Origin of the sequence: Paenibacillus cisolokensis (genome assembly GCF_018403665.1) — a bacterium.
Taxonomy (GTDB): domain Bacteria; phylum Bacillota; class Bacilli; order Paenibacillales; family Paenibacillaceae; genus Paenibacillus_AH; species Paenibacillus_AH cisolokensis.
In genome coordinates this window covers 43,988-60,552 of the sequence record NZ_BOVJ01000168.1, presented here as the reverse complement: position 1 = coordinate 60,552, position 16,565 = coordinate 43,988, and the positions used below count along the sequence as shown (strand labels likewise).

The following is a 16,565-nucleotide window of genomic DNA, read 5'->3' as shown; positions in this document are numbered from 1 at the left end:
CTCTTTGACGCTGCCCAGCACGATTCCTTTCATGAAAAACCGTTGCAAAAACGGGTACACGAGCAAAATCGGCAGCGCGCCGAGAAAGATTTGCGCCGCTTTCGCGGTACGGTCGCTCACTTCCGCGAGCGACTTCATATCCGACGACGAAACGAGGCTGAGATCGCGGTTAATGACGACGGTCTGCAAATAGCTCTGCAGCGGATAGTGTTCCGGCGAGTTCATGAAGATCAGCCCGTCGAACCACGAATTCCAGTGGTTGACCGTAGCGAACAGCGTAATCGTCGCCAGCGCCGGAGCGGACAGCGGCACCATGATGCGCCACATCGTCATCCAATGGCCGGCGCCGTCCATAAACGACGCCTCTTCGAGTTCCTTCGGCAGTCCGCGGAAAAATTGAGCAGCAGAATAACATTGAATACCGGGACGGCGGAAGGCAGCACGAGCGCCCAGATCGAATCCATAATGCCGGTAAACTTGACGGTCATATATAAAGGGATAAGTCCGCCCTGAAACAGAATCGTGATGACGAAAATCCAGACGTAAAACGTCCGCCACGGAAATTTCGCAACCTCCTTGGACAACGGATAGGCGAGCAAAACCGACAGCGCCATATTGATCGAAACGCCGAGCGCAACCCGCTTCAGCGTAACGCCGATCGACGTCAGAAACGCCGGTTTGGCCAACACGAATTCATACGAACTGAACGTGAACTGGACCGGCCACAGCTTGACGAGGCCGGCCGTCGCCGCTTCGCTGGAGCTGAACGATACCGCAAGCACATGGATCATCGGAAACAGGCATAGCAGCGAAAGCAGCGTGAGCAGCGAATAGTTGAAGGCGACAAACAACCTTCTGCCCGTCGTGATGCGCTCGACCATAATCTACCTCCTAAAACTTTGCGCGAGCAAATCGGCTTCGTAAGCATCAGCCAAAACTTTGCGCGAGCAAAGTTACTACGTAAGCATCCGCTAAAACTTTGCGCGAGCAAATCGGCTTCGTAAGCGGGCCTAAAATATCCGGTAATGGGCCAGCCGGTACGCGAGATAGTACGATACGGAAATAAATATGAAGGAGACGACCGACTTGAACAACCCTACCGCCGTCGCTACGCCGTATTGGGCGTCCACCAGACCGATCCGGTATACGAACGTGTCGATGATGTCGCCGGATTCGTAGACCTGCGGACTGTACAGGTTGAACACCTGATCGAAGCCGGCATTGAGCACATTGCCCAGACTCAGCGTCGTCAGCAGCACGATAATCGGCATCATCCCCGGCAACGTGATATGCCATGTCTGCTTCCACCGGCCCGCGCCGTCCACAATGGCCGCTTCGTACAGCGCGGGGCTGATGCTTGTCAATGCCGCCAAATACACGATCGTGTTGAAGCCGAATTCCTTCCAGACGTCCGAGATGACGAGAACCGGACGGAACCAGCCGTTATCGCCGAGGAAATAAATCGGCTCGATTCCGGCCCATGACAGCGCCTGGTTGACGATTCCCGTCGACGGGGACAAAATATCGATCAGAATGCCTCCGAGAATAATCCAGGACAGGAAATGAGGCAAATAGATGAGCGTCTGAATGCCGCGCTTGAACAGCTCTTTGCGCACCTCGTTGAGCAGCAGCGAGACGATGATCGGCACGATGAGACCGGCGACGATTTTCAAAAAGGCGATGATGACCGTATTGCGCAGCACCCGCATGGAATCGGGCATATCCAGCACATAGCGGAAATTGTCCAGACCCGACCAGGGCGAATCGAAAATGCCTCTGGCCGGCATAAACTTCTGAAAGGCGATGACGATGCCGAACATCGGACCGTAGCTGTAAATCAGTACGAGAATGAGGCCCGGCAGCACCATAAGATGAAGCGGCCAATACGGCGATTTCCATTTCACTCTGTGTAACATAAAACCACCTCTCTTCTGCAGCGTCAGCGGATAAAAAGAGGGAAGAGCGGTCCCTCCTCTTCCCTCCCCGGTTCGGATCATTATCGGGCCGCGTACCACGCATTCACTTCTTCGGTAATCGCGTCGCCGCCGAGCTTCTTCCAATCGGCTACGAATTTGTCGAAATTGTCGATCGGATCGCCCAAAATGATTTTCGTGAACACTTCCAGTTCCATCTTCTGCAGCGTCGCGTCTTTCTCCACGGCCGTCTGCGTCGGCGCGCCGAAAAATTCGTTCTGGTAGAGCAGGTTCTCATTCACGTAATGATTGATCGTCGCGAACGATCCGGTCGTACCGAACACGCGGTCATACGCCCATCCCAGTTCCGTGCCGGTGCCGTTCAAATAATCTTTGATTTGCTTGTAATTGTCCTGCTCCTCCGGATTCAGCTTCGTTGCGTCGCCGCTTTTCTCCGCCTCCAGAATATGCAGATGAATGTCCAGATTTTTGCGGGCCGGCCATGCCTGGAACGGAGCGTACTTGAACCGTTCGATGCCGTCGCTCGTAAAATGCGCCGCATAGTTTTCCGGCGTCGTCGTCTCTCCCCAGCCCGTTTCGACAAAGAGATTGATCAGCTTCAGCAGCGCTTCCGGATGTTTCGCATCTTTCAGCACGGCGTAATAGGTGCCGACCGCCATGCTCGTCTGGGGCCTGGCCGGTTGGTCGTCGATCGACATGAGCGGATACGACTGCCATTCCGCGTTCGAATCGTTCTTCTTGTTGTCGACGAGCGGCCAGAGCGGATTCCACATTTGGCCGAAATGCACTCCGACTTTGCCGGCGGCGGCGAACTCCGCGGCCTTGCCCGTATCCTTCACGCCGAATTCGCGGTCGATCTGGCCCTTCTTGTACATCTCCTGCAGCTTGGCCAGGACGGTCTTCATCTCCGGTTGGATGCTGCCGTAAACGAGCTTGCCGCTGCCGTCCTTGACCCAGATGCGCGGATAGGCATGATAGCTGTTGGCAAATCCGTCGATCGTCGCATAACCGCCATACAGGTCTTTGTTGAGCGACATGCCGATCGTATCGGCCTTGTTGTTGCCGTCCGGGTCCTGCGTCGTAAACGCTTCGATAATATGCAGTACGTCGTCCATCGTTTTGGGCTCAGGCAAATTCAGCTTTTGCAGCCAGTCGCTGCGAATCCAAACCATCGGAGCCCCGTCCATAGCCGACCCGGTATTCGGAATCGCCATCAGCTTGCCGTCGAATGTAGCCGAGGCGAGCGCGTTCGGTCCATCCTGGGTCATAATTTCTTTCAAAAACGGCGAAGCGTACTTCTCGTAAATGTCCGTCAAATCCATCAGCAGATCCGCTTCCACCAGCTGCTTGAGCTGTCTCGCGTTGACCGGGACGATTTCCGGCAAATCGCCGGAGGCGATCGAGACGTTCATCTTCTGTTCGCCTTGTCCGCCCGGTCCGTCGCCGCTCACGACCCAATCGTATTTGACCTTGATTCCCAGCTTCTCTTCCATCGTCCGCGTCCATACGTTGTTGCTGATATCTTCCCCTTCGGCGTACTTGAACGTGTCGTTCACGATGCGCACGGTCGTTATTTCAATAGGCGGATCGTATTTGCCCGCCGGGTCGGCCGGCTGATCCTCTTCCGCCGTTCCCGTTCCGCCGTCCGTCGTTCCTTTATCCGCCGTTTGTCCGCCGGACTCATTTGCCTCGCCTGACGGCTGGCCTCCGCCCGAGCAAGCGGTTACAAAAACAAGCAGAAGCATCAGCACGATTGCGGCACCTTTACAATTCGCCATACGCTTCATCGCGATCCTCCTCCGGTAATGTGGTGATTTGCGCTCAGTATATCGCGTCTGCTCCGAAGCCGATATGGAACAATGTTTAGATTCGTTCTCTTTTGTTTTGGAATTTCCGCCGCCTGTCAGCTGCCCGCCTGATCGCGGTACTCCTGGGGACTGATTCCGGTATGCTTGCGGAAAAACGGGTGAAATAGCCCGCGTTCTCGAAGCCGACGGCGGCGGCGACTTCATGGATTTTCAGCGGCGAAGCGGAGAGCAGCTCCCTCGCCTTGTCCAGCCGGGCGGCGGCGATCGTTTCCGAAATGTTGCGTCCGGTCGTCTGCTTGTACAGAACCGACAAGTAGGACGGATTCAGGTAGACGGATTCCGCGATGGCGGTCAAGGAAAGATCGCCTCCTATCCGCTCCCGGATCATCCGGTTCACCTTGCGGACAATCCGGTCGGTCCGCTCGTCCTGCTCGGATTGTCTGACGGTCAGCAGCCGCAGCCCGGCGCGCCGCAAATATTCGACCGCCGCATCCCGCGAAACGTGGCTTTGCACATCCATCAGCCGTTCCGGACGGATATCCGATTGTCCGGCTTCCGGCCAGCCCCAGCGGTTGAACTGCCGGATCAGCTCTGTCGCCACCGTATAATAAGCTTCCAGATATAAGGCGTAGTCCTGCGTACCGCCGAACCATTCCCCGATGACCGCCAGCATCTCCTCCCCGCTGCCGCTCTCCAGCACGACGGTCAGCCGTTCGCGGAGACGGGCGATGCGAGCCCCTTCGAGCCGCTCCGGCGTGTCAGGGCAGCTGTCGCCCGCGCCGTCGGACAGCAGCATGTTTTCACCGCTGCCGATGCCGAGCACGAGCATGTTCCGCAAGCCGGAATAAATGTCGGCGACCTCCTCCCAGCTCACCGGCCCGCGGCTGTACGCCACCGACAGCGGAAGCTTCAGAAGGCGCGTACAAGTGGACTGCACCTCTTCGAGCGTCCCCTGCACGAAGCGCAGCGTCCGTTCCCATCCGTCCCCCTCGGCATCAGTTTCCGTCTTGCCCGGCTGAAAGAGCAGCATCACGTAGGACTCGTCCACGACGACCGGCTGCACGGTCAGCGTCTCGAAATATTCGCAGATCATATTTTCCACTCCGTACATCAGCAGCGACCGGTCCGACAGACTGGCCTGCTCCGGCCACCGGTCGATGCGGGCAAGGGCGGGCAGGACCGGGGTTTCCGCGTCCAGCGGGCAATCGAGCTCCTTCAGCCGCGCGGACGACAGCTTCGCATCGGCCGCCCCGTATTTCAGCAAGCGGCGAAGCCATTCGCTGCGCAGCACAGGCAGCGCCTCGCGGACGCGAATCTCTGCGCGGCGCAGAAAATGGTCGCTCATCAGCTCCTGATCGAGCGCCTTGATGGCGGCCTGCACGCTGCGGATAATCGGCTCGTCGCCTTCCGTTTTCAAAATGTAATCGATGCTGCCGTCGCGCTGCGCCTGCTGTATGGACGCGACTTCGTTAATGCCGGTCAGAAAGATCGTTTTGCAGCGCGGCCAGCGTGACTTGATCAGACGCTGCAATTGCAGGCCGTCCATGCCCGGCATCCGGATATCGCTCAGGACGATGTCGATCTTTACCCGGTTCAGCCAGCCGAGCGCTTCGTCCGGCGAATAAGCCTTGAACAGATCGAGCTCCCCGAGATCCGATTCGCCAAGCAGCTCGTACAGCCCGTCAACCGTATACGGCTCGTCATCCACGATCAGCAATCGGTACATGTTCATTCTCCTTTCGGCTTAACGGCAGCCGGATATCGACCCGCAAACCTCCCGCCTTGCTCCGCGAGAGCTTCAGGCCGTACATCGCGCCGCAGCGGATTTGGATGCGCCGGTGCACATTCATCAGCCCCGTGCTTTCCGTTTCGTCCGCCGGCTCACGCAGACGGTCGCGCAGCGATTGCAGCGAGGCGTCGGTCAGTTCGTCCCCGTTGTCTTCAACGGATATGACGAGCGTCTCGTCCTCCCGCCTGAATCCGATGCCGATCCATCCGTCCTTCGTCTTGTTTTCCAGACCGTGATGGTACGCATTTTCGATGACCGGCTGCAAAATGAGCCGCGGTACGGGCAGGCCGCCGCATCCGTCGGGGATGTCGCCGAACAGGACCCGAATCCGGCTTGCGAAGCGGAAAGACTGAATTTCCGTGTAATTGCGCGCATGCGTCACTTCCGTGTCGAGCGGCACCTCGCTCATGCCGTCCCGGGTAATAAACTGGAAATATTCGCCGAGAAATTTCGTGAAACGAACGATGTTGTCGCGGTCGTCCAGCGCAGCCATCCGATGCAGCAGGAAAAAGCTGTTGTACAAAAAATGCGGGTTGATCTGCGATTGGAGATGGCGGAGCTCGGCGAGCCGGACCCGGTATTGCTGCTCGTATACTTCATGAACGAGAACGTTCAGTTCCTTGACCATCGCATTGAAACGGTCGTACAAATAACCGAACTCGTCCTTCAGCGGATACGAGACGATCAGATTCAGATTGCCCTGCTCCACTTTGTCGAATGACCGCACCAGCGTCCGCAGCGGCCGCTGAATCATCCGGTACAGGCTGAACGAGAAAAACAGCAGAATGCCGAGCGATGCGAGCGACAGCGCAATCAGCCACATTCGGTATCGCCGCAGCGAACCGAACACCTCTTCCTCGGGCATATAGATCGATAGCGACGCGTCCAGCGCAGAGGAGGAGCGGGTAACGACAAGATACCGTTCCCCGCCGATGTCGAGACGCTCTTCCGCCTTGCCGTCCCGCAGCGGCAGCCGGCCGCTGTCGTCGGGCAGCCGGCTTGCGGCGATGCGCGCCTCCGCCGCGTCGGCCATTTCGGCAGGTGCGCCGCCGCTTGCGATCGACCACGGAAGGCGGTTGCCGTACAGCACGGCCAGTTCGCCGTTGTTGGCAAATTGGCGCAGTGCGTCGCGCAATCCTTTCTCCGACACTTCGACCGCGAGCAGAAATGTCGGTTCGCGGCGATCGGAGATGGCGGGGTCAGGATAAGGAACGCTGATGAACAGACGGTCCTTCCACATCAGGTACGGCGATTCGTACCGGTTCGTCGTGACGGCAAGCGCCCGGAACTGCTCCTTGTCAAAAGGCGCGATCGCATTGTCGTTGGACGATACGATACGGTCGAGCAACGGAATGAATACGCTTGCATTTTCAACAAAATTGCTGGACGTTTTGACCAGGTCCAGCTTGCGCTTCAAAGCGAGAATGGCGGACGTTTTCTGGATTTCCGACATGACGGGGACAGCCGTGCTGAGCATCACCAAATCGTCGTCGTTCACATAGGCCTGAACAAGCTTGATGATCCGTTCGAAATCGGATTCGATCAGGTTGTGGTACAACTCGACCTTCGCGTTCATGGAACGGACGATTTCCGTACGGACCGAATCCGAGCCGGATTCGTTCATGAACAAATTCAGCGTATAGAGCGGGACGAGGAGCGCAAGAAAGGTCAGCACGATTTTCGGAAAGATGGATTGGCGGGGGGATCGGGTCACGATTTTCATCACAATCGTTCCTCTCTACGAAAATGTTGCGCCGGAAGCCGGAAACGCCGGAACAGGAACATTCGCTCCCGCTCCCTCAAGTTCCTGCTCCCTTGTCTGATATGGCAAGCGCAAAAAAGAGGCTTCCCCCAGGCGATGCTCGATCGCTTGCGGGAAAGCCCCGTTTGATTGAAAGCCCCGGCGGACGAAATCCGCTTTATGGTTTCTCCGTACTGACCGGATCCGGCACATCCTTGAATTCCAGAACGCCCGTCTCCGTGCCGTGAAGCTCCAGCACGGCGACTTCGTTGTCTCCCCCGCGCAGCAATGGCGCAGGGACTACACGGCAGCCGACGTCAGCATCGACGCTTGCCGGCCAGCACCGCATCATTGCAACGACCGGACCATGCCGCCGTCGACCTGCAGTGTCGCCCCGGTTATATATGACGCCCGGTCCGATGCCAGAAACGCAACGGCTTCGGCGAATTCGGCAGGGTCCCCGTACCGCCCGGCCGGAATTCCCCGCAGGCTTTCCCGCTCGATCTCCTCGACGCTGCGCCCTTCCGCGTTCGCGCGATGACGGTCGAGCTCGGCGATCCGTTCGGTGGCGATTCGACCGGGCGCGGCATTGTTGATCCGGATGCCTGCGGGCGCCAGCTCGTCAGCCAGCGTTTTCGCAAGACCGACGACGGCTGCGCGATAGGCGTTGGACAGCACCAGATTGGGCATCGGCTGCTTCACCGAAACCGAGATGATATTGACGATGCTGCCTCCGCCGCCGTTCTTCATATGCGGCAGCGCTTCGCGGACGAACCGGACGACGCTCATAAAATTGAGCTCGTGCGCGCGCATCCAATCCTCGTCCCCGAACGAGGCGAACGTTCCTGCAGGCGGTCCGCCGGCGTTGTTGACCAGGATGTGCAGCCCCCCGCGCTCCTTGACCGTATCGGCCACGACGCGCCGGATGTCTTCCGCCTTTGATACGTCGCAGGCGTAAGCCAGCGGGCGTATGCCCGTCTCCTTTTCGATGGCCGCCGCGGCTTCCGCCACGTTCTTCTCCGACCGGCTCAGCATCGTGACGAGCGCGCCGCCCTGCGCAAGCCGTCTGGCCGTCGCATATCCGAGCCCGCGGCTCGACGCGCACACGATGGCGATTTTCCCTTTCAAACTATCGTCGACGATGGTCATTTCTCGCAAACCTCCTTCGCCGTAACGGCGGTTTCCGCTGTTCGTATCAGTTCCATCATTTAGGAAAGGACGGCGCTCGCGGCCGTCCTTTCCGTTCGCCCTATATGCGATTGTCTCATTCAGCCGGCGGCGGCGTCAAGCTTCGCCATAAACCCGGTTACGGTCCGTTCTCCCGCTGGCCGCCGCTTACTCGGGCAGCTTGTACGCATACAGCTTGTTGTCCTGCTGGATCGGCGCGTCGTTGCGGAAATAGAGCGTATCGCCGTCCCGCCTCACGAAGCGCAGCCAGTCGCCGAAATATGGCACGTCGTTCGTCTCGGCATATTCCTGATTCAGTTTGTCCAGCAGCTCTTTGTAGAGCAGCGTTTTGCCGCCCGTTTTGCGGTCGATCAGCATCAGCAGTCCGCGGTCGTTCGGCCGGATCAGCAAATATTCCGGTCCGACGCCTTCCACGAAATAGTCGTCCTCTTCGCCGCCCAGCTTGACGAGGTCGTACGATTCGGCGACGCGGCCGGTAACGTCGTCCACCAGCTCCAGCGTTCTGCCGTCGGTAACGATCAGCTGCCCGCCGCCGTTCGTCGCATTGTCGACAAATCGCCGGAAGTAGCCCGCTTCCGCCTCTCGGATCAGCTCGCCGTTCTTCAGGACAGCGGTATACACCCGGTACTGGATCATCGGCTCCCCATAATTCCGGGTGACGGTCAGATGAAGCAGCCCGCCCGGCGAATCGTAAAAGGCGAACTTGACCGCGCCGTATATCGTGTCGCCAAGATCGGCAAGCTTGCGGCTTTCCCCCGACTCCCCGGTCACATACAGCTCGCCGGTGGCGGTCACGACCGTAAAGGTAAGCCCGTTGTGCGTTTCGCTGCGGGCATGGTAGCCGCCGAGTCCCGAAGCGGTTACGGTTTGCGTCCGGGCATTCCATTTCACGTTATCCCCATCGAGCGCCTTGACGATAAATCTGACCGGCAGGTAGAGCTCGCCATTCAAGACGAATGGCTTGCCGCCGATTTCCGTATTTTTGCCGTCCAGCACCCCGCGGTCGCTGTTCACCCGAACGGCGAAACTTTTGTTCCAGCCGTCGAATTGGGCGCGCTGCTTCGAGACGTCCCAGGAGATCGCAAGTCCGGCCTCCGAGGCTATCGCTTTGGCGGCGATATACGATACGCCGCCGCGCGCGATAACCGTTCCGCTCGATTGGCCCCCGCCTTCCCACTCCAATTCGTATGACGGCTTCGCGGCCGCCGCACCGGCGGCGGACGGCAAGAGCAAAGCCGCGCCAATCGCAAGCCCGATCGCCAGTTTGTATCCTTTCATTCCCTGCTTCTCTCCCATAATGATTAGTCGAATGGATGATAGCCTGCCGCTTCGTAAATTCGTTCGGTCAATCGCACAACCTCGAGCGCGAAGCTTCCCGGAACCGCGATTTCGTGCCGGCCCAGAATCGCGTCGACGAAGCTTTTATCCTGATTCGTCGTCTGCTTCGGAAGCGTCGGAATCTCCGGTTCCTTTCCCCGGCGGCGCAGCGTAATGGAGCCGTCCACCATGAATATGGCACCCTGATCGCCGGCGAATATATACGATTCGTACCAGCAAGGCGAAAGCCCGACAATATTGAGTCCCGCCACGACGCCGCCTTCGAAGCGGATCGTCGTAAAGGAATCGATCTCGACCGGCGTTCCCTGCCGGCTATGAAACGCTTTCACTTCCTCCGGACGAAGCCCTGTCGTCCAAAGCAGCACATCGACGATATGGCTCCCCGAATCCATCAGCATGCCGCCGCCCGACAAGCTCGGATTTTGCCGCCACGTCCCCGTCGTGCCCTGGCTCCAGTCCTGATACAGCGTAGCGTTGACCGATGTCAGCCGGCCGATCGCTCCCTGTTCGATCGCTTGCTTGATATACAGAAACTCCGGCTGAAAATGCCGCTGATACGACACCTGAAGAACGCGCCCCGAAGCGTCCGCCGTTTCGAGCAGTGATTCCGCCTCCGCGGACGAGCAGGTCATCGGCTTCTCCACCAGCACATGAAGCCCTTTTTCCAGACAAGCTTTGGCCTGCTCGTAATGCTGGGTATGCGGAGAACAGATGACAACCGCATCAAGCTCCTCCCGCTCCAGCATTTCCGCGTAATCGCCGTATTGAGGGACGGAAGAAAGACCGAATGCGGACGTCCATCGACGGCGGCTTTCCTCACCCGGATCGGCGATTGCCGCAATCGTTGCTTCCTCCAGCTCCAGCAGTTGCCTCGTATGCCAATGCGAAATGCCGCCCGTTCCGATTAAACCGATTCGAACAGGATTCATGCGTCTCTTCCTTTCGAAAATAGATTTGGATTTTAAACGTTAACGTTCGAGCTTACGTTCGAAGCTGACTTGCCCACAGCACGAGCGCCGTCCGGTCCCGCTCGGCTCCGAGCGCCCGCAGCAGCCGGCCGGCGTCCGCTTCGGCAGCCGCTTCGCCGTCCCAAAGATGAACGGCGATTTTCGTCATTCGCTGCCGGCGCATAATCGTGCCAAGAATATGTTTCAGCGCCTGCAGCTTGGCCTCCTCTGCCATGCCGGTGCCATCGCCGGCCGCCGCGTCCATCGTATGAATCCGCCTGCCGTTGCCTTCGATCCAGAACAGCCAGCGATCGCCTTGCAGCACGATAAAATTGCCGGGCTTGCGCGCGAAATTCGGACCTTTCGCCTCCGGCCATTCGAACATAAGCCCGAACGGATTGGCCGGGTCGACGGCGGAAATGACGGTGACCGCGTCAGCCGCGGCGTCAGGCAGCGGCCGGCGCACAGCTTCGGCCATCTCCGGCGTCGTGAACTGGTAGGCGGGAATGCCTTTGACCAGCATACCGCGCGTGAGCGTTCCCCACTCCTCGAGCCGTTTCAATACCGGAAGCAGTACATCCCACGAATAGGGCGATACATGGTTCACCAACTCCTTGCTGATCATGCCGAACGCGCCAAGCAGATGATGGACCCACTGCACGGCGGACGTTTCAACGTCCGGGCCCGTCCCGCCGCCCCGAAGCGTTCCCGTCCAATACCAGCGGCCCTGTCCGGAGCCGGTTCTCGCCCATTGCTTCGCTTTCGTTTCCGCCTTAAGCCGCAGCGGCGCGAACTGGTCGTTCGACGCAAGCCCTTCCCATGCCAGCTCCATCAGCCCGGCCAGCGCTTCGGAAGGCGGCAGGTCCGCATCCCGGCTCAGCTTGGTCAGAAAGCTGGCTCCGCCCCGCTTCAGCTGCTCGAGCAGGCCGGGCCGGCTCGCGGACGCCGCGTCCGGCGGCGGAACGAACGGAGCGTAGAGCGGCGGGTCCGCATCCGACAGGAAGAAAGCGACGCGCCCTTCCTTCTCGCCTTCTTCCTTGCGGCCAAGCCACACGACTTCGCCGGACGCGCAGAGCAGGTCGAGGTCCTCCTTGCGGTAATCGTCGAGCCGGGCCGGAAAGACGACCGATTCCCAGGCCGACAGCGGCAAGTAGATGCCTTGCAGACGGCCGATCGTCTCGCGCAGACCGTCCGTGCCGCGAAGCCGCGTACCGTGCAGCGCATGCTGCAGCAGCGCGGCTTGCCCGCACCAGCGCATCGGCTCCGCGGGCGCTGCGCGCTTGCGCAGTTCGCCGATCGACAGCCTGACGATGCGCGAAGCGACGCTCGCGCTCGAGAAGAGCCGCTCGTCGCTGCGCTCGGCGAACGGCGCCCGCACGATCCGCTTCTCGGCCAGCAGCGTATCCGTCAGCCGTCTGGCCTCGTCATGCGACAGACGCGGGTAGCGTTCGCACAGCTCGGGCTCGGTGAACGACAGGCGGTGCTCGATGAAGCGGCCGATAATAAACCGCCGCGACGTCTCCGTCTCCGGAAATTCGCGGTACATCTCCCGCTCGTCGGCGCATATCCAGCGATACTCGCCCGTTCCGGCCGGATCGACAGGGACGATTCGTCCCGCCGCCTCCAACTCGCCCAGCCACTTCAGCGCTTCGTCCCCTGCGAGCCGCACAAGCTCCGCCGCGGACAGATCGCCCCTCCGCTTCAGCAGGTCGTACAGATCGTCCTTGTTCCGCGGCTCTCGATCCGGCGCGCTCAGCTTGCGCTCTTCCTCCGCCGCCACCTTCGGCAGAATGGAACCGCCGAACGGCTCGGCCCCGAACAATTGTCCGGTGAACGCCTTGCTGACGTTCATCAGCTGAAGCTGAACCGATTCGCTCAATCCGTCGCCTTCGTACAGCTGCATATTGGCGTAATCGGCTATAAACTGCTCGGCGAACGGCGACGGATAAGGCGTTTCGCGGATTTCCACCGCCATCCTGCCGTCCCTGACCGCTTGCAGCATCTCCGTCAAATGCTCCGTGTCCAAGTAATCGTACAGACATTCCTTTACCGCGTCCCGAAGATAAGGAAACCGGGCGGCATAAGGAAGCGCCGCTTTCAGCAGCTCTTCGCTGCGCAGCCGCATCTGCCACATCGGCGTGCGCTTGAAGCTTCGCGCCAGCAGAAGCGACGTCTCGGCGATGCGGCGGAACGCGACGGCCAGCAGCGGCGAGCCCGATACCGCTTCTCCGAGCAGCGGCGCAAGGCCGGACGGCGTAATACTCCATATCGCTTGCAGCCACGAAGCGTCCCATTCCGGCAGCACCAGCTCCAGGCCGTTATCCTTCGCATTGCCGTAGGGACGTCCGGACAGCAGCCGTTCCAGCCGCTTTTCGATCGCGAGCAGCCACGCCCGGTTGACGCGGCGGCCGAACGGATTATGGACGATCACATGCGTTCGTCCGGTCAAATCCTTGTAATGCTCGATGACGATCCGCCGGTCGGTAGGCAGCGCGCATACGCGATGCTGCTCGCGGACAAGCGCGATCAGCTTCTCCGCCGACAGGGCGTCCATGCCGTAATCGGCGGCCAGCCAGTCGGCGATCCGCCCGTCCGCTTCCGCCTTGTCCGGAGTTGGCGTCTCCAGTCCGAGCCGCTCCTCGAGCTCCCGCAGAAACGCGCCGATTTTCAAGCCGAGATCGTACGAACGGCTTCCCGCTTCGTTCCGCCAGAACGGAATTTCCCCGAACCGGTTGCCCGCTTCCGCCACATAGACGCGGTCGTTCTGAATGCCCCGGATCATCCACAGGCTGGAGCCGAGCTGGAAGACGTCGCCTGTCCGGCTCTCCTGCACGAATTCTTCATCGAGCTCTCCCAGGTGGGTGCGGCTCTCCGCATGATAGACCGGATATGCCGCGCTTTGCGGAATCGTCCCCGCGCCGGCGACGGCCGCCATCGGCGTGTTCGAACGACCCGCTATCGTCCCGGATTCACGGTCCCATGTCAGAAGCGGGCGGGCGAACGGATAAAATCCGCCGAGCACCTGCAGCATCTCCTCCAGCGTCTCGCGGGCAAATGTCCGATAGCTGTCGCTTCTCGTAATCAGGCGATGCAGCCGGCCGATCTCCCAAGATTCGACCGCCGCCATGGCGACCACCTGCTGCGACAGCACGTCGACCGCATTGCGCGGCACCCGGATTTCTTCGATGTCGCGTTCCCGGATCAGACGGGCAAGCACCGCAGCTTCCGGCAGTTGACCGCGCTGACGCGCAATGATGACGCCGCGGCTTGCGCCGCCGACGGCATGACCGGCCCGGCCGATCCGCTGAATGCCCGAGGCCGCGTCCGGCGGCGCGTCGATCTGAATGACGAGATCGACATGGCCGATATCGATGCCGAGCTCCAGCGACGATGTCGCGACGATGCAGCGCAGCTCGCCGGCCTTGAGCCGGCGTTCCACCTCATGCCGCCGTTCCCGCGATACGCTGCCATGGTGGGCGTGGGCGATCTCGTATCCCGCAAATTCGTTGAGCCGCAAGCAAAGCCGCTCGCACAGTCTGCGGCTGTTTACGAATATAATTACGGACTTGCTGCCGTGCATCAGCTGCATGACGCGCTCGAGCAGCGGAAGCCATACCGCATCCCGCGTCTGCATCGGCCGATTGAAATCCGGCATCGTCACGGTCGCCGACATCGACTTGCGCATCATGCTTTCCACAATCGTCACCGGGCGCGGCGCGTAGCCGATCGGATGCCGCAGCAGCTTGTCGCGTTGCGCTCCGATGGCATGCGCGCCTTCATCGTGCGTGCCTTCTTGCTGCGTGCCTGCTTGCTGCGCATCTGCGTCTTGTACGCCTTCTTGCTGCACTCCTTCGCGTTGCGCTTCCTCGTCTCGCGTACCTTCCGGCTGTGCGTTTTTGTGTTGCGCCCATCCGGCTGCCGTCCCGCTTGTCCGCGCATCGCGGCCCGCTTCTTCCCAGCCGCCGAGAAATCGGGCCACCCGTTCGAGCGGCTTCTGCGTCGCCGAAACGCCGATGCGCTGCAGCCTGCGGCCGGTCAGCTCCACCAGCCGCTCCATCGTCAGCGACAGATGGGCGCCCCGCTTGTCCGCGGCCAGTTCATGAATTTCGTCGACGATCAGCTGCTCCGCCGTGCGAAGCATGTCCCGCCCTTTCTCCGACGTCAGCAGAAGGTAAAGCGATTCCGGAGTCGTCACCAGCACGTCGGGCGGCCGCCGCAGCATGGAAGCGCGCTGGCTCGGTATCGTATCGCCGGTTCTGACCGCGCAGCGAACGCCCGGCCATGGTATGCCTTCCTGCGCCGCGAATGCGTCGATTTCTTCCGCGAAACGAATGAGATGGTGATGAATGTCGTTGTTCAGCGCTTTCAGCGGCGTCACATAAACGATCCGTACCCCATGCCTCCGCGTCTCCGGCTTGCCGTCCTTCGCCTTGACAAGACGGTCAAGGCACGGCAAAAACGCCGCCAGTGTCTTGCCGGAACCGGTAGGCGCCGCAATGAGCGTATGGCGGCCGGCTGCGATCGCTTCCCACGCCTGAAGCTGGACGTCGGTCGGTTGGCCGAACGACCTGGCGAACCATCCGGCCAAAGCGGGATGGAAGACGACGGAGCGCGGAGGCTGCATCTGCGGTCAACTCCTTTCGTTGCGGATCATGCCTTGCATGCTCCTACCATATTACACCAAAATAGCGGAGTCAATACGAGACCGTTCGCAAAAATGCGGCAACGACTTCAAACTTGCGACAAATCGGCCAAAAGTCGGGGAATCCGGGTATTCGGGCATACCACTTTTGGAGAAGAGAGGGGATGGACCTGCGATCAAGACCGCAAATAACGGCAAAAGGCCCGGACACAATCCGGACCTGTTGCCTATGCAGGAAGCTGGCATGCGACGACCGAAACCCGGCCTTGAGCAAAAACCGGCCACTTCGTCGCGGAATTGAACGCAGGTTCCTTATTGTATAGCCTGGGCCCGCCGTCCCGATACCAGCACCATCTACAGCACCATCTACAGCAAGCCGACCATGCGCAGGCCGTAACGAATGCCGTCGTCGTCGACGTCGCGCGTGACGTACTTTGCCGCCGCCTTGACCGAATCGATGGCGTTGCCCATCGCGATGCCGTTGCCGACATATTGGAGCATTTCGATATCGTTAAGCGCATCGCCGAACGCATACACATCTTCGCGCCGAACGCCCGCGTGGCGAATGAACGCTTCGATGCCGGCCGCTTTCGAGCCGCCGAGCGGCAGCACGTCGGTCGAAAACTGATGCCAGCGAATAAAGTCGAGCTCCCCTCGAAACGCATCCTTGTAAATGCCTTCCTCTCCATAGGTGCAGAAGAGCAAACATTGATAGATCTCTTGACCAATGTAAAATTCCGGGTCATGCTCCGGCAGCTTGACCTTCAGCTCCGTGATGCTTTTCTCAATCCGCTCATGGCCGTCCGTATTGCTTTTCATCGTTTCGCTGCTCATATACACGATCGGATGGCCGTTTCTGGCCGCTTCTTCGGTCAGTCGGTCGAGCAATTCGCGCTTGATCGGATTCGTCGCGACCACCTCGCCGCCGCGCACCACATATTGTCCGTTGTAGCTGACGAAAGAATCGATCCCCAGTTCGTCCCTGAGCCATTCGAACATGAACGGGCCGCGTCCGGTCGCGATCGCGACTTCATGACCCGCCCGCTTCAACTCGTTGATCGCCCGCTTCGTCGAGTCCGGAAGCCGTTTGTCATGATCGAGCAGCGTGCCGTCAATATCGAAAAAATCAGTTTCCCCGTCATGTCATCACCTGCTTGTCCGTTTTGGCCGCGGATAAC

The 16,565-nt window shown here is 59.9% G+C and carries 10 protein-coding genes and 1 pseudogene; all 11 read right to left on the bottom strand.

Features of this window, described 5'->3' with window-relative positions; translation table 11 throughout:
- Positions 1–881 (bottom strand): annotated as a pseudogene (locus tag PACILC2_RS21530) (carbohydrate ABC transporter permease); the annotation flags it as partial.
- 129 nt (positions 882–1,010) lie between these two features.
- Positions 1,011–1,916, bottom strand: a complete 906-nt coding sequence (locus tag PACILC2_RS21525) for an ABC transporter permease (protein ID WP_062493230.1) — start codon at positions 1,914–1,916, stop codon at positions 1,011–1,013.
- Between the two features lie 80 nt (positions 1,917–1,996).
- A complete protein-coding gene (locus tag PACILC2_RS21520) occupies positions 1,997–3,721 on the bottom strand; it encodes an extracellular solute-binding protein (RefSeq protein WP_213530758.1) in 1,725 nt (574 codons plus the stop codon).
- A gap of 76 nt (positions 3,722–3,797) precedes the next feature.
- Complete coding sequence (locus tag PACILC2_RS21515; protein WP_213530756.1) at positions 3,798–5,468, bottom strand: response regulator; 1,671 nt, start codon at positions 5,466–5,468, stop codon at positions 3,798–3,800.
- Entirely contained in the window at positions 5,443–7,254 is a 1,812-nt protein-coding gene (locus PACILC2_RS21510) for a sensor histidine kinase (RefSeq protein WP_244863714.1), read from the bottom strand. The genes PACILC2_RS21515 and PACILC2_RS21510 overlap by 26 nt, the downstream gene beginning before the upstream one ends.
- A 196-nt stretch (positions 7,255–7,450) precedes the next feature.
- Positions 7,451–7,624 carry a hypothetical protein gene (locus PACILC2_RS21505; protein WP_160327804.1) on the bottom strand — a complete coding sequence of 58 codons (174 nt, stop codon included), beginning with the start codon at positions 7,622–7,624 and terminating at the stop codon, positions 7,451–7,453.
- Complete coding sequence (locus tag PACILC2_RS21500) at positions 7,621–8,421, bottom strand: SDR family oxidoreductase (protein WP_213530752.1); 801 nt, start codon at positions 8,419–8,421, stop codon at positions 7,621–7,623. Before PACILC2_RS21500 ends, PACILC2_RS21505 begins: the two co-directional genes overlap by 4 nt.
- Positions 8,422–8,607: 186 nt before the next feature.
- Positions 8,608–9,738, bottom strand: coding sequence for a copper amine oxidase N-terminal domain-containing protein (locus PACILC2_RS21495; protein ID WP_213530750.1), 1,131 nt, complete (start codon positions 9,736–9,738; stop codon positions 8,608–8,610).
- A gap of 23 nt (positions 9,739–9,761) precedes the next feature.
- Entirely contained in the window at positions 9,762–10,727 is a 966-nt protein-coding gene (locus PACILC2_RS21490; protein ID WP_062493236.1) for a Gfo/Idh/MocA family protein, read from the bottom strand.
- Between the two features lie 52 nt (positions 10,728–10,779).
- On the bottom strand, positions 10,780–15,369 hold the full coding sequence (locus tag PACILC2_RS21485) for a DEAD/DEAH box helicase (RefSeq protein WP_213530748.1): 4,590 nt from the start codon (positions 15,367–15,369) through the stop codon (positions 10,780–10,782).
- Positions 15,370–15,753: 384 nt separating this feature from the next.
- The gene (locus PACILC2_RS21480; protein ID WP_213530768.1) at positions 15,754–16,503 is read right to left on the bottom strand and encodes a Cof-type HAD-IIB family hydrolase; all 750 of its coding nucleotides are present in this window, start codon (positions 16,501–16,503) and stop codon (positions 15,754–15,756) included.
- Positions 16,504–16,565: the final 62 nt, after the last annotated feature.